Source organism: Streptosporangiales bacterium (assembly GCA_009379955.1).
Classification (GTDB): Bacteria; Actinomycetota; Actinomycetes; order Streptosporangiales; family WHST01; genus WHST01.
On record WHST01000030.1, the window covers coordinates 1 to 24,218 of the forward strand.

Below are 24,218 nucleotides of genomic sequence, written 5' to 3' on the forward strand. Positions count from 1 at the left end.
AACCACGTGATCGTCGATCAACACGTACAGTGCGGTCAGGAGGGTGTTCAGATCTTTGCTCACACATCGAACATGAACACCCTCCCCCACATCCACGGCCACGACGCGCCCAGGCCCTTCAAGGAATCACTCATCTAGCGGAAGGTGCCGTTGGTCATGCCGGCCGGGGCGTCCGGCAGGACCACCAGGCCGAGCTCGGTCGCGTCGGCGAGCAGCTCGTGGTGCGGCAGCACGCGCACCGTGTAGCCGAAGGCACCGGTGCGGTCGAGCGGCACCCGGCCCTCGTAGCGCAGGCGACCGTCGTCGAGGCGCCCTGCCGCGGCCAGCGAGACCGTCGACGGTGACACGATCTCGTCGGACTCGCCGAGGCGGCCGTACACGACCTGCACGTCGACGTCGCCCGGCTCGAGCTCGCCGAGGCTGACGATCGAGCGGATCGGCACCGCTCCCCCGAGCTCGGTCACGTCGACCGCGCCCGTCGACTCGACGTGCTCGACGAGGACGGACGGCCACGCCTTGCGGACCCTGCCCTTCCACTTCGCCAGGCGCCGGGCGCCGGCGAAGTCGTCGGCCGCGACGTGCGCGGAGCTGAGGGCCGCCGGCGCGTAGAGGCGGGTGACGTACTCGACGAGCATGCGGTTGGCGGACGCGCGCGGGCTCAGCTCGGCCAGCGTGTGCCGCACCATCTCGATCCAGCGACCGGGCAGGCCCTGCTCGTCGCGGTCGTAGAACCGCGGCGCGACCTGCTCGTCGATCAGGTCGTACAGCGCGCCTGCCTCGAGGTCGTCACGACGCTCCGGGTCGGGGTGCGTGTCGGCGCTCGGGATCGGCCAGCCGTTCTCGCCGTCGAACCACTCGTCCCACCAGCCGTCGCGGATCGAGAGGTTGAGACCGCCGTTGAGCGCGGACTTCATCCCCGACGTGCCACAGGCCTCGAGCGGCCGCAGCGGGTTGTTGAGCCAGACGTCACAGCCCGCCACGAGGAAGCGCGCCAGCTCCATGTCGTAGTCGGGCAGGAACACGATCCGGTGCCGCATCTGCGCGTCGTCGGCGAACCGCACGATCTCCTGGATCAGCTTCTTGCCGCCGTCGTCGGCCGGGTGTGCCTTGCCCGCGATCACGATCTGGATCGGGCGCTCCGGGTGGAACAGCAGCTCCCTGAGCCGTTCCGGTTCGCGCAGCATCAACGTCAGCCGCTTGTACGAAGGGACGCGGCGGGCGAAGCCGACGGTGAGCACCTCCGGGTCGAGCGCGTCGTCGACCCAGCTCAGCTCGGCCTCGCTCGCGCCGCGCTGGATCGCGGACAGCCTGATCCGGCGCCGTGCCTCGTGGACGAGCCGCTCGCGCAGCGTCGCGCGCAGCCGCCAGATCGTCGCGTCGTCGATGGCGTCGACGACCGGACGCCACGCCTCCGGCTGGAACTCGCGCTGGCTGTCGAGGCCGTCCGGGTGCAGCAGCGCGAGGACGTCGTCGGCGGCCCAGGTGCGCTCGTGCACGCCGTTGGTCACCGAGGTGATCGGCACCTCGTGGACGTCGAACCCGGGCCAGAGGCCGCCGAACATCGTGCGGCTGACCTCGCCGTGGAGCAGGCTCACGCCGTTGGCGCGCTGGCCGAGCCGCAGGCCCATGACCGCCATGTTGAAGACGTCGGGATCGCCGCCGGTGTACGTCTCGGCGCCGAGCTCGAGGATCTGCTCGACGGGCATGCCCTCGCAGCCGTTGTCGGCGCCGAAGTGCGACTCGACCAGGTCGCGCGGGAACCTGTCGATGCCGGCGGGCACCGGCGTGTGCGTGGTGAAGACCGTGCCCGCGCGGACGGCCTCGAGGGCTTCGTCGAACGCCAGCCCGCGGTCGGCGACGAGCTCGCGGATCCGCTCGAGCCCGAGGAACCCCGCGTGACCCTCGTTGGTGTGGAAGACCTCAGGGGCGGGGTGGCCGGTGACCGCGCACCAGGCCCTGATGGCCCGGACACCGCCGATGCCGAGCAGCATCTCCTGCAGCAACCGGTGCTCGGTGCTGCCGCCGTACAGCCGGTCGGTCACCTCGCGCTCGGCCGGCGCGTTGCCCTCGATGTCGGAGTCGAGCAGCAGCAGCGGCACCCGCCCGACGTGGGCCTGCCAGATCTGCGCCAGCAACGTGCGCCCGCCCGGCAGCTCGACCGCGATCTGCACCGGGGCGCCGTCGCCGGTCCGCACGAGCGTGAGCGGCAGGCCGTCCGGGTCGACCGCCGGGTAGCGCTCCTGCTGCCAACCCTCGTGCGAGAGCGACTGCCGGAAGTACCCGTGCCGGTAGAGCAGGCCGAGGCCGATGATCGGCACGCCGAGGTCGCTCGCCGCCTTCAGGTGGTCGCCGGCGAGGATGCCGAGCCCGCCCGAGTACTGCGGCAGGACCTCGGTGAGCCCGAACTCCGGCGAGAAGTACCCGATCGCGCGGGGCGCGTCGGAGAGCGACTGGAACCAGCGCGCGCCGGAGACGTACTCGCGCAGGTCGCGGTGGGTCTCGGCGAGCCTGCGGAGGAAGTCCTCGTCGTCCGCGAGGGCGGCGAGCCGTTCCGCCGACACCTCCGCGAGCAGGGCGGACGGGTCGTGCCTGACCTCTTCCCACGCCGTCGGGTCGACCGAGGCGAACAGCGCGCGCGTGGGGGGGTGCCACGACCAGCGCAGGTTGGTCATCAGCTCGCCGAGGGCACTGAGCCGCTCGGGCAGCGAGGTTCGGACGTTCATCCGGCGGATAGCTTTCACGGGCGGGAAGCCTAGTAGGACGTGCCCCCTACCGGGATCCCCCGCCCCCTCTCCCGGGTGCGTCCATGTGCATACCGGACAGGTCGCCGCTATCGTCGGGCGCGATGACGCTCGGACGCTTCCCCATCCTTGACGTCCAGCCGACCGTCGACGGTGGCCGCTGGCCGGCGCAGGCGGTGGCCGGCGAGTCCTTCCGTGTGTCCGCGACCGTGTTCCGCGAGGGCCACGACGCCGTCGCGGCCACCGTCGTGCTCCGCGAGCCGAGCGGTCGGCGGGTGCCGCCGGTCGCGATGCGTCTCGACGTGCCCTGGCTCGACCGCTGGGTCGCCGACGTCACCGTGCCCACCGAGGGCGACTGGTCGTTCCGCGTCGAGGCCTGGGGAGACCCGCTCGCCAGCTGGCGGCACGACGCCGGCATCAAGGTGCCGCTCGGACTCGACGTCGAGCTCATGCTCGAGGAGGGCGCCCGGCTCCTCGACCGGGCGGCGCGGCGCGTGCCACAGCCGTACCGGACCGCGGTGAAGGAGCTCGTGCCGCTGCTCCGCGACACCGGCACGCCACCCGACGATCGGCTCGCCGCAGCGACCGCACCGCACGTCACGGCACTGCTCGACGCCTACCCGTTGCGCGAGCAGGTCACCGCGAGCCCGCACTACGCCGTCCGGGTCGAGCGCACGCGCGCGCTGTACGGCTCGTGGTACGAGTTCTTCCCCCGCTCGGAGGGCGCCGTCCTCGACCCCGTGCCGCGGTCGGGCACCTTCGCCACCGCGGCGAAGCGGCTGCCGAAGATCGCCGCGATGGGCTTCGACGTCGTGTACCTCCCGCCGATCCACCCGGTCGGCACCACGAATCGCAAGGGTGCCAACAACACGCTCGTCCCCGGTCCCGGTGACCCCGGCGTGCCGTGGGCGATCGGCTCGCCCGACGGCGGGCACGACGCCGTTCACCCCGATCTCGGCACGATCGACGACTTCGACGACTTCGTGGCCCAGGCGCGGACGCTCGGACTGGAGGTCGCGCTCGACCTCGCCCTGCAGGCGTCGCCCGACCATCCCTGGGTGACCGAGCACCCGGAGTGGTTCAGGATCCGCGCCGACGGCTCGATCGCGTACGCGGAGAACCCGCCGAAGAAGTACCAGGACATCTACCCGGTCAACTTCGACACCGATCCCGAGGGCCTGTTCACCGAGGTGCTTCGCCTCGTGCGGCACTGGATGGAGCACGGGGTACGGATCTTCCGGGTCGACAACCCGCACACCAAGCCGGTGGCGTTCTGGGAACGCCTGCTCACCGCGGTGCGCGAGACCGACCCCGACGTCATCTTCCTCGCCGAGGCGTTCACCCGCGCACCGATGATGCACACGCTCGGCAAGGTCGGGTTCCAGCAGTCGTACACGTACTTCACGTGGCGCAACACCAAGGCGGAGCTCGAGGAGTACCTCACGGAGCTGTCCACGGAGACGGCCGCGTTCATGCGCCCGAACTTCTTCGTCAACACCCCGGACATCCTGCACGAGTACCTGCAGCACGGCGGTCCGCCGGCCTTCCGCATCAGGGCGGCGCTCGCGTCGACCCTGTCCCCCAGCTGGGGCGTCTACAGCGGGTACGAGCTGTGCGAGAACGTCGCGGTGCGTCCCGGCAGCGAGGAGTACCTCGACTCCGAGAAGTACCAGTACCGGCCGCGGGAGTGGGACACCGCCGAGCGGGAGGGTCGCTCGCTCGCCCCGTACCTCACCCGGCTGAACGAGATCAGGCGCGCACACCCGGCGCTGCACTCCCTGCGCAACCTCACGTTCCACACCGTCACCCAGGCCCAGCCCCACCTCATCTGCTACTCCAAGCGCGCTCCCGGCCCGGAGCACGGAGGCCTCGGCGACGTCGTGCTGGTGGTCTGTAACCTCGACCCTCACAACGCTCGCGAGGCGTCCGTCGAGCTCGACCTACCCGCACTCGGGCTCGACGAGAACGCGTCGTTCCTCGTCCACGACCTGATGACGGGGGCCGAGTACCTGTGGGGGCGGCACAACTACGTCCGCCTCGAACCCTGGCCCGATCCCGCCCACGTGTTCGCCGTACGGAGGTACGAGGAATGAACCCGCGAGACGTCGAGTGACCTCGCCCGAACTCGACGCCCCGACCGACCCGGACTGGTACAAGCGCGCGGTCTTCTACGAGGTGCTGATCCGCGGGTTCCACGACAGCAACGACGACGGCGTCGGTGACATCAAGGGCCTCACCAGCCGCCTCGACTACCTGTCGTGGCTCGGCATCGACTGCATCTGGCTGCTCCCGATGTACGAGTCGCCGCTGCGCGACGGCGGCTACGACATCAGCGACTACGTGAAGATCCTGCCGGAGTTCGGCACCCTCGGCGACCTCGTCGAGCTGATCGACGAGTCGCACAAGCGCGGCATCAGGATCATCACCGACCTCGTCATGAACCACACGAGCGACCAGCACCCGTGGTTCCAGGCGTCGAGGTCCGAGCCGGACGGCCCCTACGGCGACTTCTACGTGTGGTCAGACACCGACGAGCCGTACTCCGACGCACGCATCATCTTCGTCGACACCGAGACGTCGAACTGGACCCACGATCCCGTGCGGGGACAGTACTTCTGGCACCGCTTCTACAGCCACCAGCCGGACCTCAACTACGAGAACCCGGCCGTGTGGGACGCCATGCTCGAGGTGCTGCGGTTCTGGCTCGACCTCGGCATCGACGGCTTCCGCCTCGACGCCGTGCCGTACCTCTACGAGCAGGAGGGCACCAACTGCGAGAACCTCGACCCCACGCACGCCTTCCTCAGGAAGGTGCGGGCCGAGGTCGACCGCATCTACTCCGACCGGGTGCTCCTCGCCGAGGCCAACCAGTGGCCCGAGGACGTCGTCGAGTACTTCGGTGATCCCAAGGTCGGCGGCGACGAATGCCACATGGCGTTCCACTTCCCGCTGATGCCGCGCATCTTCATGGCCGTCCGCCGCGAGCAGCGCTACCCGCTCTCGGAGATCATGGCCAGCACGCCGGAGATCCCCGACGGCTGCCAGTGGGGCATCTTCCTGCGCAACCACGACGAGCTCACGCTCGAGATGGTGACCGACGAAGAGCGCGACTACATGTACTCCGAGTACGCCAAGGACCCGCGCATGCGCGCGAACATCGGGATCCGCAGGCGACTCGCTCCGCTGCTGGAGAACGACCCCAACCAGCAGGAGCTGTTCACCGCACTGCTGATGTCGCTGCCCGGCTCGCCCGTCCTGTACTACGGCGACGAGATCGGCATGGGCGACAACATCTGGCTCGGTGACCGCGACAGCGTCCGGACGCCGATGCAGTGGACCCCCGACCGCAACGCCGGCTTCTCCATGTGCGACCCGCAGCGGCTGTACCTACCGGTCATCATGGACCCCGTCTACGGCTACCAGGCACTCAACGTCGAGGCGCAGACCCGCGACACCGGCTCCCTGCTGCACTGGACCCGCCGGATGATCGAGATCCGCAAGCGGCACCCCGCGTTCGGGCTCGGCGCGTTCGAGGAGCTCGGCAGCAGCAACCCCAGCGTGTTCGCCTTCGTGCGCGAGATGGGCGACGACCGGGTGCTCTGCGTGAACAACCTGTCGAGGTTCCCGCAGCCGGTGGAGCTCGACCTGCGCAGGTACGAGGGCACCGTGCCGATGGAGTGCACGGGGAGCGTGCAGTTCCCCCCGATCGGCGAGCTACCGTACCTGCTCACGCTCCCGGGTCACGGCTTCTACTGGTTCGAGCTGCCGACTCGCGCCGACGACGCCTCGCACGCGAGAATGTACGGCTAGCCATCTGACCGACGAGCACGAGGATGTGACGCAGCGCGTATGACGCTTCCAGCGCACGACGCCCGTTTCGCCACCCACTGGTGTGGGAAGGACAGGCGGTCATGACGCTGCGGAAGCGACTGGTCGACTGGCTGCCCACCCAGCGGTGGTACGCGGGCGGTTCGCGGGCGATCCGGCGCGTGGAGGTCGCGGCGCGTACCGAGCTCGTCACCGGCGACCCGGCGATGAGCCTGCTGCTCCTCACCGTCGACCACGACGGGGGCACCGACACGTACCAGCTGCTGCTCGGCGAGCGGTCCGAGCTGCCTGACCGTCTCGAGCACGTCCACATCGGCGACGGCGACGGCGTGTCGTGGTACGACGCCGCCCACGACTCCGAGGTGACGCACCGGCTCCTCGAGCTCATCGCGGGCAACGCCGACGTGGGCCCGGTCCGGTTCCGGTCCGTCCCCGGCGCGCCGCCACTCGACGTCACCCTGCACAGCCTCGCCATCCCCCACGAGCAGACCAACACCTCCCTGGTGTTCGGCGAGGAGTCGATCCTCAAGACGTTCCGCAGGCTCGTCATCGGCACCAACCCCGACCTCGAGGTGACCCTGGCGCTCGCCCACGCCGGCTCGCAGCACATCGCCGAGCCGCTGGGCTGGGCCGAGACCGACGTCGACGACACGACCACGACGCTCGCGATGCTGCAGCGGTACCTCCGCTCCGGCACCGACGGCTGGCTGCTCGCGACCGGCAGCGTGCGCGACCTCTACGCCGAGGGAGACCTGCACCCCGACGAGGTCGGCGGCGACTTCGCCGGCGAGTCCGAACGGCTCGGCGCGGCCACCGCCGCGGTGCACCGTGACCTCGCCACGACGCTCGGCGTGGTCCCGGCGGGACCCGCCGAGGTCGAGGCACTCGCGGCGGGCATGCGGCGGCACCTCGTCGAGGCCCAGGGCGAGGTGCCGAGCCTCGCCGAACAGGTGCCGGCGATCGACGCGGTCTTCGCGGCCCTGCCGCGAGAGGTCGACTCCTTCACCGCACAACGCGTGCACGGCGACTACCACCTCGGCCAGGTGATGCGCACCACCGACGGCTGGGCGCTGCTCGACTTCGAGGGCGAGCCGGAGCATCCGCTCGAGGCGCGCCAGGCGATGACGTCGACGCTCAAGGACGTCGCCGGCATGCTGCGGTCGTACGACTACGCCGCGCGGCACCTGCTCGTCGAGCACTACGACGACGCGCAGCGCGAGACCCGCGCGCAGGAGTGGATCGACCACAACCGTGCCGCGTTCTGCGCGGGCTACGCGGCCGAGACCGGCACCGATCCCCGGTCGTCGGCAGCGCTCCTGCACGCGTTCGAGCTCGACAAGGCCGTCTACGAGGTCGTGTACGAGGCGCGGCACCGGCCGAGCTGGATGAAGATCCCGCTGGGCTATCTGGACCGGATTGCCGAGCGGGCGTGATGAACGCGCAGTCGAAGGACACGTACGCGAGCGAGCTGCAACGGCTCGCCGACGGCACGCACCACGACCCGCACAGCCTGCTCGGCGCGCATCCGGGCGACGACGGCGTGACCGTCCGCACGCTGCGCCCGTCCGCCACCGCCGTGACCGCAGTGCTCGGCGACGGGCGGCGGGTGCCGCTCACCCACGAGCACCACGGCGTGTTCGCCGGCGTGCTGCCGACGTCAGGGATCGTGGACTACCGCCTCGAGGTGACGTACGACGACGTCACTGTCGTCACCGACGACCCGTACCGCTTCCTTCCCACCCTCGGCGAGTTCGACCTGCACCTGATCGGCGAGGGTCGGCACGAGGAGCTCTGGCAGGCGCTCGGCGCGCACCCGCGCACGTACGCGACCGCGTCCGGCGAGGTGTCGGGCACGTCGTTCGCGGTATGGGCACCGAACGCCCGCGGCGTCCGCGTGGTCGGCGACTTCAACCGGTGGGACGGCTACGCACACCCGATGCGGATGATGGGCAGCAGCGGCGTGTGGGAGCTGTTCGTGCCCGGCGTCGGCACGGGCGCGAAGTACAAGTTCGCCGTGCTCGGCGCCGACTGGGTCTGGCGGCAGAAGGCCGACCCGATGGCGTTCGCCACCGAGCATCCGCCCGCGACCGCATCCGTGGTGTTCGAGTCCGCGTACGAGTGGAACGACGCCGCCTGGCTCGAGCGCCGCGCCACGACCGACGCCGCCAGGTCGCCGATGGCGGTGTACGAGGTGCACCTCGGCTCCTGGCGCTCCGGTCTCGGCTACCGCGAGCTGGCCGACCAGCTCGTCGAGTACGTCCGCGACATGGGCTTCACCCACGTCGAGTTCCTGCCGGTGGCGGAGCACCCGTACGGCGGCTCGTGGGGCTACCAGGTCACGTCGTACTACGCGCCGACGTCGCGGTTCGGCAGCCCCGACGACTTCCGTCATCTCGTCGACCGCATGCACCAGGCGGGCATCGGGGTGCTCGTCGACTGGGTGCCCGCACACTTTCCGCGCGACGCGTGGGCGCTCGCGCGCTTCGACGGCACCGCCCTGTACGAGCACGCCGACCCGCGCCTCGGCGAGCACCCGGACTGGGGCACGCTCATCTTCGACCTCGGGCGCCACGAGGTGCGCAACTTCCTGGTGGCGAACGCGCTGTACTGGCTCGAGGAGTTCCACGTCGACGGCCTGCGCGTCGACGCCGTCGCGTCGATGCTCTACCTCGACTACTCGCGCAAGGAGGGCGAGTGGCTGCCCAACGAGCACGGCGGCCGGGAGAACCTCGACGCGATCGCGTTCCTGCAGGAGACCAACGCCACGATCGACAAGCGCGTGCCCGGCGTGAGCACGCTGGCCGAGGAGTCGACGTCGTGGCCCGGCGTCTCGCGGCCCACCTATCTCGGCGGCCTCGGGTTCGGCTTCAAGTGGAACATGGGCTGGATGCACGACACGCTCGGCTACCTCGCCCGCGACCCCATCCACCGGCAGTACCACCACCACGAGCTCACGTTCTCGATGATGTACGCGTACACCGAGAACTTCGTGCTGCCGCTCTCCCACGACGAGGTGGTGCACGGCAAGGGCTCGCTCTACCGGAAGATGCCTGGCGACCACTGGCGCAAGCTCGCCGGCCTGCGCACGCTGTACGCGTACATGTGGGCCCACCCGGGCAAGCAGCTGCTGTTCATGGGCGGCGAGTTCGCGCAGGACACCGAGTGGTCCGAGCAGGACGGCCTGTCCTGGCACCACCTCGACGAGCCCGACCGCCGCGGCATGCACGCACTGGTCCGCGATCTCAATGGCCTCTACGCGTCACTGCCCGCGCTGTGGCAGCGCGACCACGACCCGGAGGGCTTCGCCTGGATCGACGCCGACGACTCGACCGGCAACGTGCTGTCGTTCCTGCGCTGGGCGCACGACGGCTCGGTCGTGGCGTGCGTCGTGAACTTCTCGGCGACACCCCACCTCGGCTACCGGCTCGGCCTGCCCTCCGCCGGCCGCTGGGTCGAGCGCCTCAACACCGACGCCGCGACGTACGGCGGCAGCGGCGTCGGCAACCTCGGCGCCGTCGAGGCGGTCGCGAAGTCCTGGCACGGCCAGCCCGCGTCGACGACGTTGTCCGTCCCACCGCTGGGCGCCCTCTGGCTGGTCCCGGAGACCGCGGCGGAAGAGAGCTAGGGCGCGTCTCCAAACGGCGTTCGAGGCGAGCGGCGTCCAGGGTGGTCAATGGCGGTGGCGGAGGACGAGCTCGTACTTGGGCGTACTTGCGAGCTCCGACAACGCCGCCAGTGGCCGTCCTGGGCGTCGCGTAGCCCGGACAGTCATAAGGAGACACGCCCTAAACTTGTAATTAGACCTTTCGCCTGGGTTTGGTGCCTTTGTGGTGGGCGGGTCGGGTGTATGGCTCGCCTGTGGCGAGGACTCGCCCGACGTCGTGGCGGGTGGCGGGGTGCCGGTTCTTGGAGCCGGTGGGTCGTCCGGGGCCTGTGCGCGAGCTGGTGATGGGGTTGTGGCGCGGATGTTCCGGAACCCGCGGCGGACCCTTGCGGGGGTGAGTTTATTGGCTGGCAAGGGTTTCTCCCACGGGCGGCGCAGGTCGGCGGCCAAGGGCCGGGCCAGGTATGACAGAACGAGCGATCCGGGCAGGTAGCACCGTCTGGCCGCAGCCACGCTGACACATCGACAGCGAGGACCAACCGGCCATCAGCGGCGCGGGGCAGCGACAAACCCGCGAGCGCAGTCCGCAGCCGGGCGAAATCGATCCGGCCGCAGTTCACCGCGTCGTAGAGAGCGCCATGTCCGCGCCGGTGCTCGGGCGCCAGCGACAACCCGACCAGTGACCAGACCGGCCGTCGGTGCACAGCACCGCGTCGGCCAGCTCGAACAACGCATCCGCCCGCGCGGTGAGGCAGTGATACAACTCCTGACGAAACGCCGCCAGCTCTCCGAGCGCGCCTTCGCGCCCGCCATCATGCACACTAACCCCCGCAGCCCTTGGGTCGAACTTCCTTCTGTCGCAAGAGGAAGCATCGACCAAGGGCTGCGCTCATGATCAACTGGGGTCAGCCTTCGCTAGCGACCATTCCCTCCGCGTGGAGCAGGAATCCCGTTATGCGGTTGATCGCCAATTGACCGGGCGTTCTGTGGCGGCGAGAAGACCAGCGAGCACGGACCGAGCTTTCTGGAGTGTGGAGATCTTGTTGTCGACGCCACGAAGCTGTTCACGCGGTGTCGGCGCCGCATCCCCGCGCGCGATGCCGGCGGGGCGTCGGCGATGCTGTGCGCGTGGAGTACGTGTCCAGAGTGCCGCGACCGCCGCTGGACGGGCTGATCGACGACCTTTACTACCTGGAGGGTGCGCCGCCGTACGCCCGGCTGACGCTGCCGCCGGCGCCGTCGGCGTTGCTCATCGTCAACCTCGGGGCGCCGTTCCGCATCCGCGCCGGCACCGACATCGAGACGGCCGAGTACGCCGACGGCTGCGTGGTCACCATGCCCACCCGCGCGTGGGAGTTCGGCTACCCACTCCGGACCCGGTCCGTCGGCGTGCACTTCAAGCCGTGGGGGCCGGCGCCGTTCCTGCCGATGCCCGCGGCCGAGCTGTGTGACCGGCCGGTGACGGTAGAGCAGGTTTGGGGCCGGCCCGCCGTTGCTGAGCTGCGAGACCGGCTGGCCACGGCGCCCGGACCGCACGAGATGCTGACGCTGCTCGAGGAGGAGCTGACGCGACGGCTGTGCGAGACCGCCGGCCTGGGGCTGGTCCGCCATATGAGCAGCGTCATCGCGGCGGCCAGCGGGGCGGTGGCGATCGGCGACCTGAGCGTGGCAGCCGGTGTCAGCAGCACTCATCTGGCACAGCGGTTCAAGGAGCTCATCGGCGTCACGCCGAAGCGGCTGGCCCGCACCTACCGCTTCGCCGCCACCGTGTTCGCGATCAACCCCGCCGGACCGATCGACTGGGGCGACCTCGCCGGTGGCGCAGGCTACTTCGACCAGGCCCACTTCGGCCACGAGTTCCGGGCGTTCACCGGGCTCACGCCGACCCGGTACGTCGAAGTCCGGCGGCGGTTCCTGCGCGAACATCCCGGCCACGCGCTGGACGTCGGGCCGCTGCCGGCCGATTGATTTCTTACAAGAGCGACAGCTCACGACACGCTAATTTGGGGGCACCCCAAAGCAGAGGAGAGCCCCGTGGGCAAGGTGGTCATGTACAGCTCGGTGTCGGTGGACGGCTTCGTCGCGGACGAGAATGACCAGCCCGGACCGCTGTTCGACTGGTTGTCCAACGGTGACGTCCCGTTGGACGAGAGCGGCGAGGTGAAGGTGTCGCAGACGTCCTACGACTACACCCGGCCGTACTGGGACCAGATCGGGGCGACACTCGTCGGCCGCCACGTCTTCGACATGACGGACGGCTGGGACGGGAAGCCTCCGGGCGGGATCGACCACGTGGTCGTCGTGACGCACCGGCCGGAGCCCGAGGGCTGGGACCCCGAGGCGCCGTTTCACTTCGTCGACGGCGTCGAGGCAGCCGTGGCCAAGGCGCAGGAGCTTGCGGGTGACCGCATGGTCGAGGTCGCCGCTGGCGACGTCGGTGGCCAGGTGCTTGCCGCGGGCCTGATCGACGAGGTGCGCATGGACGTCGTACCCGTCGTGTTCGGGTCCGGCAAGCGCTACTTCGGGTCGGTCCACGCACAGCACCTGTTGGAGGATCCTGACGTGGTGATTCAGGGCAACCGGGTGCTTCACCTGCGCTATCGGGTGCGCCGTTGACCGATCTGAGCGGGTACGCGAAGAAGTCTACTGCGGACAGTGACACCAGATCGGACCTCCGGCTGCGTTTGCGCAGGCCGGAGGCCGTTTCTCGGTCGGTGTGAAGTCGTGGCCAGACGGGGGCTCGAAACGAGGTTAAACGCCAAGCTAAAACACCTCGTCGGGAAGCTGATGGAAGCCGAGGCGGCGCAGCTCGGCCTCCGTGACCGGGGCGTCGGGAGTGACGCCACCGGTCTCGAGGAACGCGTACACCTGGCGCAGATGCTGCCCGGCATGGAGCCGGGTCCGTTCGAGGACCTGACCGAGCGTGCGCGGTCCGACGTCCGCGTCGATGGTTCGCTCGAACGCGTCGGTGTCGACCACCGCGTACCAGGTCTCGAACCTGAGCCGGACCGCCTCGCCGTAGCGGACGAGCCGGGATCCGCCGGCCATATGCGGTATGTCGCGCTGATGCAGCCACTTCCTCGCGGGAAACTCGCCCAGCACGTCGGCGTCCACGCTCACGTCGACCACGTGGAAGAGGTGACGCACCAGCTCGCGCAACGGACGGTTGCGCCGTGGGTGAGTCATCTCCCAGAGATCATCCGGCACCTGCCGTGCCGCTCGGATCGCGGCGTCGAGCACGAGCCGAACGGTCCTGACCAGCTCGTCCGGTGGGACGGGCGGCTCCTCGTGCCTGATCCCGACCAGCTCGGCAAGCCTGGTGGGATTCCAGCCGCTGACGAACTCGTCGCCGACGATGACGGCGGGGACAGTCATGATCCCGCGCGTACGGAGCTCTTCCATGGCCGACGGATCGGCCTCCACGTTGAAGTCGTCGAACTCGACGCCGCGACGCGAAAGCATTGCCTTCGTCATCGCACAGCTGCTTCAACCAGGCTTGGTGTAGACACGGATACGTGCCGGGTCCATCACACCCACTCCCTTCACTGAGGAACGACGCCGCACGCCTCGGCGATCGCGGCCCCCATCTGGCGGGTTGACGCGTCACCGCCGAGGTCCCTGGTCACTCGCGTGCGCTGTGCGATGACGCTCTCGACCGCGGCCTGGACTCGTCGTGCCGCGGAGGCCAACCGGTCGTCGCCGTGTCGTGCACCGAGCCAGTCGAGCAGCATCGTGCCCGACATGATCATCGCATAAGGGTTGGCCAGGCCCTTCCCGCTGATGTCCGGGGCCGAGCCGTGGGTCGCCTGTGCCATCGCCTGGTCGTCACCCGCGTTGAGTCCCGGTGCCATCCCCAGTCCGCCGACGAGTCCTGCCGTGAGGTCGGAGAGGATGTCGCCGAACATGTTCGAGCAGAGCACGACGTCGAAACGCTGCGGACGCATCACCAGGTGCAGGGCGGCGGAGTCGACCTGGTAGTCGTCGAGCGCAACATCGGGGTAGTCCTTCGCGACCTCCTGCACCGTGTCCATGAACAACCCGTCGGTCAGCTTGAACACGGTGCGCTTGTGGATCGCCGTCACGCGTCGCATGCCGTCGCGTCGCCGCGCGGCCTCGAACGCCTCCCGTGCGATTCGCCGCGACTGCTGCCGGGAGATCACCCGGATGCTGAACGCGTTGTGCTCGTTCGGCTGGAACTCACCGCAGCCCGCCAGCATGTTCCGGTCGGGCTGGAAGCCCTCGTTGTTCTCGCGCACGACGAGCAGGTCGACGTCGCGATGAAGTGCTTCCACGGCGGGATAGGACCTCGCCGGGCGCAGGTTGGCGAACAGGTCGAAGTGCCGGCGGATGATCGGATGCGGGTTCACGCACTCGGCGCGGTCCTTCGGGTAGGCCGCGTGCCCGATCGGACCGAGGATGAGGCCGTGCATCCGCTCGAGCCCGTCGAGCGTCTGCCGCGGCAGGGTGTGCCCATGCTCCAGATAGCTCGACCAGCCGACCGGGAACGGGCGGAAGGCCACCTCGAGCCCGGCCTCGCGTGCGATCGCGGCCTGCAGGACCCGGACGGCCTCCGGCACGATCTCGAGGCCGATGTCGTCGCCGTCCATCACGCCGATCTCGTATCCCACCGGCGAAACCCTCCGTACTTTCCGTATCGCAGAACGACTTCTTGCGATACGGACACGTTAAGGAGTGCGCCTTCCCTCTGTCAACGGCGTCAGTCGCCGAGGTAGCTCATCACGTGCTTGACCCTGGTGTACTCCTCGAAGGAGTACATCGAGAGGTCCTTGCCGTAGCCGGAGTGCTTGAAGCCGCCGTGCGGCATCTCGCCGACGATCGGGATGTGTGTGTTGATCCAGACGCAGCCGAAGTCGAGCCGCTTCGCCGCGCGCAGAGCGCGCTTGTGGTCCCTCGTCCAGACGCTCGACGCAAGGCCGTAGCGGACGCCGTTGGCCCACGCGATCGCCTCGTCCTCGTCGCCGAAGCGCTGCACGGTGACGACGGGACCGAAGATCTCGTCCTGCACCATCTCGTCGTCCTGCCGCAGGTCGGCGACCACGGTGGGCGCGAAGAGGTAGCCGCGCTCCCCCACCTGCGTGCCACCGGTCGTGACCTCGGCGTGGCCGGGGACGCGGTCGAGGAAGCCCTTGACCCGCGCGAGCTGGTCGGGGTTGTTGAGCGGACCGAAGTCGGCGTCGGCGACGTCGATGCCGCCGACGGTGGTGCCGCGCGCGGCGTCGGTGATCGCGGCGACGAAGTCGTCGTGGACCGCCGGGGCGACCAGGACCCGGGTCGCCGCGGTGCAGTCCTGGCCGGCATTGAAGTACGCGGCCTCGGCGATGCCCTTCGCGGTCTTCTCGATGTCGGCGTCGTCGTACACGATCACCGGCGCCTTGCCGCCGAGCTCGAGGTGCAGGCGCTTGAGGTCGCCGGACGCGGCCCTGGCGACCTCCATGCCGGCGCGGACGCTGCCGGTGACGGAGATGAGCTGCGGGATCGGGTGGTCGACGAGGGCGCGACCGGTGTCGCGGTCGCCGGTGACGACGTTGAGCACGCCGGGCGGCAGGAACTCCGCCGCGATCTCGGCGAGCAGCAGCGTGGTCACCGGCGTCGTATCAGACGGTTTGAGCACCGTCGTGTTGCCCGCCGCGATCCCCGGCGCGAACTTCCACGTCGCCATCGCCATGGGGTAGTTCCACGGCGTCACCTGTCCGACGACGCCGATCGGCTCGCGCCGGATCCATGACGTGTGGTCAGCGAGGTACTCCGCGCTCGCCCTGCCCTCGAGGATCCGCGCCGCGCTCGCGAAGAAGCGCAGCGCGTCGGTCACCTGCCAGATCTCCTCGGTACGCGTCGGCGCGAGCGGCTTACCCGTGTTCTGGCTCTCGAACGCGGCGAGCTCGTCGGCCCGCGCCTCGACGGCATCGGCGATGCGGAACAGCGCGAGGCTCCGCTCGGCGGGCGTGGTGTCGCGCCAGCCCTCGAACGCGTCCGCCGCGGCGCGGAACGCCCGGTCGACATCGGCCTCGCCCGACACCTGCGCCCGCGTGAACACCTCACCGGTGCTCGGGTCGACGATGTCGGCGAGCCGACCCTCGGTCGCGTCGACGTACCGCCCGCCGACGAAGTTCTGCAACGTCCCCACTGTGCCGGCCAACCCAGACCTCCTCGATCGAATCCTCCACGCATTCAATCGCACCCCCTCCGCGGCCGTCACCTATCCGGGCATTGCACGTTAACCAGCCATACCCGGCGACCGGTCGCTTCCACGCAATCCAGACAAAGAAGGGAAACAGGTCTTCATGAGGAAGTACCTGCCCACTGTGTCCCTCGCCGTGGTGACCGCGGCCCTCGCCCTCGTCGGCTTCGCCAGCGCCGCGGCCGCCGACGACAAGCCAGCCACCCGGACATCCGCGACCGCGACGTCCACCGACCAGCCGAACAAGGCGGCAGCCGACCTCAACTGCGACGACTTCGACACCCAGGAGGAGGCGCAGGCCGTCTACAACGAGGACACCAGCGACCCGAACGACCTGGACCGGGACAACGACGGAGTCGCCTGCGAGACGCTGCCCTCCGGCGGCGATGACGATGACAACGGCGACGACGATGACGACGGAGGCGCGCCGACGCCCACGCCGGTCACCACCGCCCACCCCGTCACCGGATAGCCGGCGCGGGCCGAGTTGTCAGTCGTCCATCGCCGCTGGTGCGGCGACCCCGGGCGGGTGACAAGGGTGGACTCGGTCGTGGTGCCGGTCACCTCGCGGCCGCAACACGTGAACGGCACCCTCACCGTGCCGGGGCATGGTGAGGGTGCCGTTCACGGGTGCGCTCCGAGGGTCATCGGCGGAGCTTCACCTCACCGACATGGACTTCACCTCGTCCCGGCACGAGGTGAAGTCCACGTTGATCACGTGCACGTGATCAACCGGTGCGGGCGGCGAGCCTAATGACGATTCAGTGCCAGGCGTGGCTATAACGACGCCTGCCACTGACAACTCGCCTCAACGGTCAGCGCCCAGCGCGCGGTTCTCGTCTGTCACCCAGAGGTCGACGAGGCCGCGGAAGTGGGCGAGGAAGCGCTCGTGCTCGTGCGCGGGATACGTGGCGCGCACGGTGTCGACCAGCAGCCGGTCGAAGTCGGCACCGGTGACCCACTCCAGCACCAGCTCGTCGACGTGAGCGAGTGCGGACGCGCAGAACTCCGTATAGCGCTCGGTGTCGAAGTACGCGTCGGCGAGCCTGCGGTACGCCCGCAGCTTCTCCTCGTACGAGAGGTCGGGGTCGTCGCCGACGGCGACGTACGACGCCATGTCCATGCTCACCGACCGGCACTCGCGTCCGGTGGCGAGGCAGAAGACCGACCAGCGCAGCAACGCCTTCATCGCCCACGGGAAGTAGTAGTGCAGGCTCGTGACCGCGACGTCTGGGCACGCGTTGGCGTAGTCGATCGGGTAGACCTCGGAGCCCTTGACGAGCATCTCCGCGGAGTTGAACTCCCAGCGGAACAACGAGTTGACGAGCCGGCTCACGGTCACGGCCTCGAAGCCGAGGTCCTCGTCGAGGAAGTCGTGTTCGACCGCGTAGCGCTCGTGCATCGGCAGCTCGGGACGGAACTTCATCACCATCGTCTCGGCGCCGATCGACAGTGCGCGGCAGAACACGTCGTACCCCTCGACCGACTCCTGCAGGTGCATCAGCATCTGGCCGGAGTCGTCGTACGCGGCGTGCAGCTCGCGCTCGTCGCGGATGCGCGACACACCACGCCAGCCGCCGCCGTCGAACGGCTTCATGAAGAGCGGGTAGCCGACGTCGCCCGCGATCTCGGCGAGGTCGAACGACTGGTTGTACTTCGCGGCGGTGTACGCCCAGCGGACGTTGTCGACGGGGTTCTTGTACGGCACGAGCACCGTCTTCGGGACCTTGAACCCGAGCCGGATCAGCGCACAGTACGCCGAGTGCTTCTCCATCGACTGGAACGTGAACGGGCTGTTGAGCAGGTACACGTCGTCCATCAGCGCGACCTTCTTCAGCCACTCGCGGGGGACGTAGTACCAGTAGGCGAGCCGGTCGATGACGAGGTCGTAGCGCGGCTTCGACCGCAGGTCGAACGGCTCGATCGTGATGCGTTCTGTGCGTACGTCGTGCCGGCTGCCGTCCGGCGCGGTGACGGTGCCGAGTCGCGCGGTCAGGGCCTCCAGCGCCCGCGGCCAGTCCTCCTCGGTGCCGAGCAGCATCCCGAGCAGATGCGATGTCGCCGCTGTCGCCATGTGACCCTCCTCAGCAGAACCTCGGCAGATGCGCGGCGAGCTGGGCCCGCCACGACGGCCAGTCGTGCGGCCACTCCTCGCCCCAGAGGTCGAGCTCGCAGCGGAGCCCCTGCTCCCGCAGCGCCGCGGCCATGGTCAGCGTGCCCGGCAGCGACCCGGTCGTGTCCTCCCACCGGCCGCGACCGCAGACGAGGAGGACGGAGACGTGCGAGCGCAGCCAGTCGAGGTGGTCACCGCCGAGGTGCGGCACGTAGTCGACCGGGTTGTGGAAGTACGCCTGGTCGCCGCGCTGGCCCCATCCGTGCCAGGCCGCCGGATCGTAGCTGCCGGAGAGACACAGCGCGAGCGGGAAGACGTCGGCACGCCTGAGAGCGAAGTTCAGGGCGTGGTACGCCCCGAGGCTGCAGCCGAGGGTCGCGATCTCCCGCGGTCCGCCGCAGTCGTCGTGGACGAACGGCACCACCTGGTCGAGGATCCAGGACTCGTACGCCGCGTGCCGGCGCGCGCGTTCCTCCAGCGGCTGGGAGCGGTCGGACCAGGTCGCGGCGTCGTGGCTGTCGACGCAGTAGAGCTTCACCTTGCCGCCGTCGACGAGGTCGGCGACGGCGGCGACCATGCCGTTGTCCTCGAAGTCGGACGCGCTGCCCTGCTCGGAGGGGAACACGAGGACCGGACGCCCCCAGTGCCCGTGGACCACGACCGTGCCCGAGCCGCCGACCGCGGGCGCCGGCAGCACGACCTGGTCACGCCGCACGCCAGGCCTCGGCGAGCAGGTCGGTGAGGTACGGGTCGAAGCAGCTCCGCCAGGAGCTCCAATCGTGGACGCCCGCCGCCTCGACGAGCCGGACGGGATACCGCTGGCGGGTGAGCGCCCTGCCCATCAGCCGGTTGTTGCGCAGGTTCTCCTCGAACGTGCCGCAGGTCAGTACGACGGGCACCGTCTCCGCCGCGTGCGTCGCCCGCCGGGTCGCGGACACCCACCGCACGATGCGCCCGAACCGGTCGAAGCCCGCCTCCATGTGGTCGTAGACGGGCACGAAGTAGCTGCCCGACTGCAGGAACAGGCCGCCGAACGTCCCGGGGTAACGACGCTGCGCGTGCAGCATCGCGAGCGCGCCGAGGCTCGCGCCCATGCCCGCGGGCCGGCCGCGCACCGCGAACTCGGCCGACAGGGCGGGGACCACGGCGAGGCATAGGCCGGCGGCATACGCCGTGTTCGCCGAGTACCACGCGTTGCGGTCACCGGGGGCGAGGAGCGCGATCCGGTGTCGCGGGAGCCGGCCCGCCGCGACCATCGCAGCCGCGTACGCGGTGAGATCGGCCCGCTCGTCGTACTCGGGTCCGTCGTGGGCGAGCAGGAGCGGTAGCGGTTCGTCGTCGGACGCGTCGGCCGGCGACCAGACGCGCGCGGACACGGCCGACCCGAGCCCGCGGACGGGCACGCGCACCTCGCGGACACTGCCGTCGATCCACGGCGCGTCCGCCCACGGTGGCGAGCGATGCTGGGGGAAGCCCACGCGCGCAACCTACCGCCACGCAAGGTCTCGCGTCGCCGCGCGCGACGGAGCGCGATCAGAACAACGCGTTGGCCAGGGCGCGCCTGGCGTTGGCCACCCGCGGGTCCTTCGGGCCGACCGCCGCGAAGAGGTCGAGCAGGTGCTGGCGCACGGTGTCGCGCTCGTCGCCGGAGACCTTCTTCACGGTCGCCACGAGCCGGTTGAACGCGTCGTCGACGTTGCCCGCGTACACGTCGACGTCGGCGGCGCGGAGCTGGGCCGAGACGTCGGTCGGGTCGGCCGCCGCGGCGGCGCGCACCTGCGCGACGTCGAGGTCTTTGGTGCGGCCGAGCAGCTTCGCCCTGGCCAGGCCGATCGTGGCGGTCTCGTCGGCTGGCTCGGTGGCGAGCACCTTCTCGTACGCGGCCACCGCGGCGTCGACGTCGCCGCGCCCCAGCGCCTCGTCGGCCGCCGCGAAGCGCGGGTCGACGGCGGGCTCGGGGGCCACCTCCTCCTCGGCAGGCCCGTCGTCGGGCGTGACCGTGCCGGTCACGCCGTTGGCGGCGGCTACCTTGAGCAGCTCGTCGAGGTAACGCCGCACCTCGTCCTCGGGCAGCCCACCCATGAACAGCGGCACGACCTGGCCCTTCAGCACGCCCACGACCATCGGGATGCTCTGCACCTGGGCGGCCTGGGCGAGCTGCTGGTTGGCCTCGATGTCGACCTTGGCCAGCACGAAGCGTCCCGCGTACTCCGCGGTGAGCTGCTCCAGGATGGGGCTGAGTGACTTGCACGGCTGGCACCACTCGGCCCAGAAGTCGATGACGACCGGCACGGACATGGAGCGCTGCAGCACGTCGGTCTCGAACGCCTCCTCGGAGACGTCGATCACGAGCGCCGAGGTGGGCGCCCCGCCGGCCGGCGGGGCGGGCGCCTGGGAACGGTTGGCCAGCGCGGACAGGTCGACGGCGCCGGCGGTCGAGAAGTTCTGCGAGCTCATACCCCTATCCTGCCGCGTGGACGTCCGAGCGGCCAACGGACCACCCGTCGGACGCCCAAGTGCCCTAGAACCTGGCCTGCTCACGGTACTCGCCCCACTCGATCTTGAGCGCGCCGCAGATCTCACCGAGGGTGGCCTCGGCGCGGGCGGCCTCGAGCATCGCCGGGATCACGTTCCCGTCGCCGCGCGCGACCTCGACCATGCGTGCGACCGCCGCGCGGGCCGCGTCGTCGTCGCGCTCGGCGCGCCGCTTCGCCAGGGCGCGGTTCTGGTCGACCTCGACCTCGTGGCTGATCCTGAGGACCTCCAGCGGCGGCGTGATCGAGTCGGGGTGGCAGTTGACCCCGACGATCCGCTTGTCGCCCTTCTCGAGCTTCTGCTGGTACTCGAACGCCGAGTCGGCGATCTCGCTCATGAACCAGCCGTCCTCGATGCCGCGCAGGATGCCGGCCGTCATCTCCCCCACGTTCGCCGCGACCTCGCGGTTGGACGCGCCCATCTCCTTGATCCTGGTGAAGATCGCCTCGGCCTGCCGCTCCATCTCGTCGGTGAGCGCCTCGACGTACCAGGAGCCGCCGAGCGGGTCGACGACGTTGGTGACCTCGGTCTCCTCCTGGATGACCTGCTGGGTGCGCAGCGCGATCTCGGCGGCCTGTTCGGTGGGCAGCGCGAGTGTCTCGTCGAGGGCGTTGGTGTGCAGCGAGTTGGTGCCGCCGAGCACCGCGGCCAGCGCCTCGACGGCGGTCCTGACCACGTTGTTGTACGGCTGCTGCGCCGTGAGCGACACCCCCGCGGTCTGGGTGTGGAACCGCAGCCACTGCGCGCGCTCGGTGGTGGCGCCGTAGACGTCGCGCATCCAGCGCGCCCAGATCCTGCGGGCGGCGCGGAACTTCGCGATCTCCTCGAAGAAGTCGAGGTGGCTGTCGAAGAAGAACGACAGGCCGGGGGCGAACCGCTCGATGTCGAGCCCGCGCGACAGGCCGAGCTCGACGTAGCCGAAGCCGTCGGCCAGGGTGAACGCGAGCTCCTGCGCGGCGGTCGAGCCGGCCTCGCGGATGTGGTAGCCCGACACCGAGAGCGGCTTGTAGCGCGGGATCTCGGTGCCGCAGTACTCCATCAGGTCGCCGATGAGGCGCAGGTGCGGCTCGGGCGGGAAGAGCCACTCCTTCTGCGCGATGTACTCCTTGAAGATGTCGGTCTGCAGCGTGCCGTCGAGCGCGTGGACGTCGGCCCCCTGCCGCTCGGCCGCGACGACGTACATGCAGAAGATCGGCACGGCAGGGCCACTGATGGTCATCGACGTCGTGACGTCGCCGAGCGGGATGCCGTCGAAAAGGATGTCCATGTCGGCCGCGGAGTCGATCGCCACACCGCAGTGGCCGACCTCGCCGAGCGAGCGCGGGTCGTCGGAGTCGCGGCCCATCAGGGTGGGCATGTCGAACGCGACGGACAGCCCGCCGCCGCCCGAGCGCAGGATCATCTTGTAGCGCTCGTTGGTCTGGTGCGCGTTGCCGAAGCCGGCGAACTGCCTGATCGTCCACGGCCTGCCCCGGTAGCCGGACGCGTAGAGGCCGCGGGTGAACGGGAACTCCCCCGGCCAGCCGACCCGCTCGAAGCCGGGGGCGTCGGCGCCCTCCGGCGGCCCGTAGACGGGGTCGACCTCGACGCCGGACAGGGTGCCGAAGTCCTGGTCACGAGGGGGTCGAGCGGCATACCGCTTGCGCCAGCGCTCGCGCCCCGCCTCGATCTCGTGTGCGTCCATACCCCGATTGTAGGACGTCCAACTAAATTCTGGCGACCCCTCCGCTCAGACGAAGTCGTCGTCGTTGTCGAGGTTCTCCGGGTTGAACCGCGCCTCGGTGTGGAAGACGAACTTGTTCAGCAGGAACGTGATCAGCCACAGGACCAGGCCCACGACCATGAGGATGCCCGCGATCGCGTAGTCGGCCGTGGCGCGGCCGGACAGCGGGCTCACCAGGTAGGCGCAGAGCACGGCACCGATGATCGGGATGGCGGTCGGCGCCTTGAAGTGCTTGTGCTCGACCGGGCTCCTGCGCAGCACGAGCACCGCGATGTTGACCACGGTGAAGACGCAGAGCAGCAGCAGCGACGTCGTGCCGCCCAGGGCGGTGAGGTCGGCGAAGCTGATCAGGATGACGGCCAGCAGCGTCGTGAACACGATCGCGACCCACGGGGTGCGGCGAGACGGCAGCACCCGGCCGAGCGGCTGCGGCAGGACGCGTTCGCGCGACATGCCGTAGACGAGCCTGCTCGCCATCAGCATGTTGATCAACGCCGAGTTGGCGACGGCGAACATCGTCACCCACGCGAAGAGCCCCAGCGGGAAGCCGGGCGCGCCCGCCTCGACCACCTTCAGCAACGGGGTGTCGCCCTCGCTGAGGTCTGCCACGGACACCAGGGAGATCGCCGAGATCGACACCAGCACGTAGATCAGGCCGGTGACGCACAGTCCGATGAACATGATCTTCGGGAAGATCTTGACCGGGTCCTTCGTCTCCTCGGCCATGTTGACGGAGTCCTCGAACCCGACCATCGCGAAGAACGCGAGCGCGGTCGCCGATGTCACCGCGAAGAACGGCGACTCCCCCTCGGGGACGTTGAACTCGGTGAGCCGTGAGGTGTCGCCGTCGCCGTTGGTGATCGCCCACGCGCCGATGGCGATGATGATGAGCAGGCCGGACAGCTCGATGCAGGTCAGGACGACGTTGGCCCAGACGCTCTCGCCCACGCCACGCAGGTTGACGATCGCGATGATCGTGATGAACGCGAGCGACAGGAAGACCAGGCCCATGCCCTCCTCGACCGTCAGGCCGAGAGCGGCGGCGAAGTTGCCCGCGAACGCCTTCGACGCGCTCGACGCCGACGTCAGACCCGAGCACATGACGGCGAACGCGACCATGAACGTCACGATGTGGATACCGAACGCCTTGTGCGTGTAGAGCGCGGCGCCGGCGGCGCGTGGGTACTTCGTCACCAGCTCCAGGTAGCTGAACGCGGTGAGCAGGGCGACGACGAAGGCGAGCAGGAACGGCAGCCACACGGCGCCGCCGACCTCGGCGGCGACCTTGCCGGTCAGGGCGTACACGCCGGTGCCCAGGATGTCGCCGACCACGAACAGCAGCAGCAGTCCCGGCCCCATGACGCGCTTGAGCTCCGTACGCTCCGGAGGCGCCGTTGCCGCCGGTGGTGGTGTCGTCGTCGCCATCCCACGCTCCCCGAGATCGCAGTGATCGGTCGGGGAAACTGTGATGTACC

At 69.7% G+C, this 24,218-nt stretch carries 16 protein-coding genes and 3 pseudogenes; 7 read left to right on the forward strand and 12 right to left on the reverse strand.

Features of this window, described 5'->3' with window-relative positions; genetic code table 11:
• Nucleotides 1-134: 134 nt before the first annotated feature.
• A complete protein-coding gene (glgP, locus tag GEV10_11485) occupies nt 135-2,741 on the reverse strand; it encodes an alpha-glucan family phosphorylase (GenBank protein ID MQA79080.1) in 2,607 nt (868 codons plus the stop codon).
• Between the two features lie 65 nt (nt 2,742-2,806).
• On the opposite strand from glgP, the gene GEV10_11490 reads away from it, so the two are divergent.
• From GEV10_11490 to glgB, 4 genes are all read left to right on the forward strand, one after another.
• Nucleotides 2,807-4,834 carry a DUF3416 domain-containing protein gene (locus GEV10_11490; protein ID MQA79081.1) on the forward strand — a complete coding sequence of 676 codons (2,028 nt, stop codon included), beginning with the start codon at nt 2,807-2,809 and terminating at the stop codon, nt 4,832-4,834.
• Between the two features lie 16 nt (nt 4,835-4,850).
• Nucleotides 4,851-6,551, forward strand: coding sequence for a maltose alpha-D-glucosyltransferase (treS, locus tag GEV10_11495; GenBank protein ID MQA79082.1), 1,701 nt, complete (start codon nt 4,851-4,853; stop codon nt 6,549-6,551).
• A 101-nt stretch (nt 6,552-6,652) separates the two neighbouring features.
• The gene (locus GEV10_11500) at nt 6,653-8,002 is read left to right on the forward strand and encodes an aminoglycoside phosphotransferase (protein ID MQA79083.1); all 1,350 of its coding nucleotides are present in this window, start codon (nt 6,653-6,655) and stop codon (nt 8,000-8,002) included.
• Nucleotides 8,002-10,194, forward strand: coding sequence for a 1,4-alpha-glucan branching protein GlgB (gene glgB, locus GEV10_11505; GenBank protein ID MQA79084.1), 2,193 nt, complete (start codon nt 8,002-8,004; stop codon nt 10,192-10,194). Before GEV10_11500 ends, glgB begins: the two co-directional genes overlap by 1 nt.
• 172 nt (nt 10,195-10,366) lie before the next feature.
• On the opposite strand, the pseudogene GEV10_11510 reads toward glgB, so the two are convergent.
• Both GEV10_11510 and GEV10_11515 read right to left on the reverse strand, forming a co-directional pair.
• Nucleotides 10,367-10,707 (reverse strand): annotated as a pseudogene (locus GEV10_11510) (hypothetical protein).
• A pseudogene (locus tag GEV10_11515) lies at nt 10,632-10,993 on the reverse strand (transposase). Before GEV10_11515 ends, GEV10_11510 begins: the two co-directional pseudogenes overlap by 76 nt.
• A gap of 302 nt (nt 10,994-11,295) precedes the next feature.
• Here GEV10_11515 and GEV10_11520 point away from each other — a divergent pair.
• Nucleotides 11,296-12,141 (forward strand): helix-turn-helix domain-containing protein, encoded by an 846-nt coding sequence (locus GEV10_11520; GenBank protein ID MQA79085.1) that lies wholly within the window; start codon nt 11,296-11,298, stop codon nt 12,139-12,141.
• A gap of 66 nt (nt 12,142-12,207) precedes the next feature.
• Nucleotides 12,208-12,789, forward strand: a complete 582-nt coding sequence (locus GEV10_11525; protein MQA79086.1) for a dihydrofolate reductase — start codon at nt 12,208-12,210, stop codon at nt 12,787-12,789.
• A 147-nt stretch (nt 12,790-12,936) separates the two neighbouring features.
• On the opposite strand, the gene GEV10_11530 is transcribed toward GEV10_11525, so the two are convergent.
• The 3 genes from GEV10_11530 to GEV10_11540 form a co-directional block, all read right to left on the reverse strand.
• Entirely contained in the window at nt 12,937-13,647 is a 711-nt protein-coding gene (locus tag GEV10_11530) for a hypothetical protein (protein ID MQA79087.1), read from the reverse strand.
• Between the two features lie 68 nt (nt 13,648-13,715).
• Nucleotides 13,716-14,780: an isocitrate/isopropylmalate dehydrogenase family protein gene (locus tag GEV10_11535; GenBank protein ID MQA79088.1), complete on the reverse strand. Its 1,065-nt coding sequence runs from the start codon at nt 14,778-14,780 to the stop codon at nt 13,716-13,718.
• Between the two features lie 110 nt (nt 14,781-14,890).
• Nucleotides 14,891-16,330: an aldehyde dehydrogenase family protein gene (locus tag GEV10_11540; protein ID MQA79089.1), complete on the reverse strand. Its 1,440-nt coding sequence runs from the start codon at nt 16,328-16,330 to the stop codon at nt 14,891-14,893.
• 298 nt (nt 16,331-16,628) lie between these two features.
• Between GEV10_11540 and GEV10_11545 the strand changes: the two are divergent.
• Nucleotides 16,629-16,844: pseudogene (locus GEV10_11545) on the forward strand (excalibur calcium-binding protein).
• 336 nt (nt 16,845-17,180) lie between these two features.
• Here GEV10_11545 and GEV10_11550 read toward each other — a convergent pair.
• The 6 genes from GEV10_11550 to GEV10_11575 all read right to left on the reverse strand — a co-directional run bounded on the left by GEV10_11550 (nt 17,181) and on the right by GEV10_11575 (nt 24,102).
• Nucleotides 17,181-18,446: a hypothetical protein gene (locus tag GEV10_11550; protein ID MQA79090.1), complete on the reverse strand. Its 1,266-nt coding sequence runs from the start codon at nt 18,444-18,446 to the stop codon at nt 17,181-17,183.
• A 10-nt stretch (nt 18,447-18,456) separates the two neighbouring features.
• A complete protein-coding gene (locus tag GEV10_11555) occupies nt 18,457-19,200 on the reverse strand; it encodes an esterase (GenBank protein MQA79091.1) in 744 nt (247 codons plus the stop codon).
• Nucleotides 19,190-19,915 carry an enterochelin esterase gene (locus GEV10_11560; GenBank protein ID MQA79092.1) on the reverse strand — a complete coding sequence of 242 codons (726 nt, stop codon included), beginning with the start codon at nt 19,913-19,915 and terminating at the stop codon, nt 19,190-19,192. Before GEV10_11560 ends, GEV10_11555 begins: the two co-directional genes overlap by 11 nt.
• Nucleotides 19,916-20,018: 103 nt before the next feature.
• A complete protein-coding gene (locus GEV10_11565; protein MQA79093.1) occupies nt 20,019-20,942 on the reverse strand; it encodes a tetratricopeptide repeat protein in 924 nt (307 codons plus the stop codon).
• 64 nt (nt 20,943-21,006) lie between these two features.
• The gene (locus GEV10_11570; GenBank protein ID MQA79094.1) at nt 21,007-22,704 is read right to left on the reverse strand and encodes a methylmalonyl-CoA mutase; all 1,698 of its coding nucleotides are present in this window, start codon (nt 22,702-22,704) and stop codon (nt 21,007-21,009) included.
• A gap of 45 nt (nt 22,705-22,749) precedes the next feature.
• A complete protein-coding gene (locus GEV10_11575) occupies nt 22,750-24,102 on the reverse strand; it encodes an amino acid permease (protein MQA79095.1) in 1,353 nt (450 codons plus the stop codon).
• Nucleotides 24,103-24,218: the final 116 nt, after the last annotated feature.

Coding starts and splice junctions, on each gene's coding strand:
- GEV10_11490 (MQA79081.1), top strand. CDS start 2,807: ATGTGCATACCGGACAGGTCGCCGCTATCGTCGGGCGCGATGACGCTC.
- GEV10_11500 (MQA79083.1), top strand. CDS start 6,653: ATGACGCTGCGGAAGCGACTGGTCGACTGGCTGCCCACCCAGCGGTGG.
- glgB (MQA79084.1), top strand. CDS start 8,002: ATGAACGCGCAGTCGAAGGACACGTACGCGAGCGAGCTGCAACGGCTC.
- GEV10_11530 (MQA79087.1), bottom strand. CDS start 13,647: ATGACGAAGGCAATGCTTTCGCGTCGCGGCGTCGAGTTCGACGACTTC.
- GEV10_11535 (MQA79088.1), bottom strand. CDS start 14,780: ATGGACGGCGACGACATCGGCCTCGAGATCGTGCCGGAGGCCGTCCGG.
- GEV10_11550 (MQA79090.1), bottom strand. CDS start 18,446: ATGGCGACAGCGGCGACATCGCATCTGCTCGGGATGCTGCTCGGCACC.
- GEV10_11565 (MQA79093.1), bottom strand. CDS start 20,942: ATGAGCTCGCAGAACTTCTCGACCGCCGGCGCCGTCGACCTGTCCGCG.
- GEV10_11570 (MQA79094.1), bottom strand. CDS start 22,704: ATGGACGCACACGAGATCGAGGCGGGGCGCGAGCGCTGGCGCAAGCGG.
- GEV10_11575 (MQA79095.1), bottom strand. CDS start 24,102: ATGGGGCCGGGACTGCTGCTGCTGTTCGTGGTCGGCGACATCCTGGGC.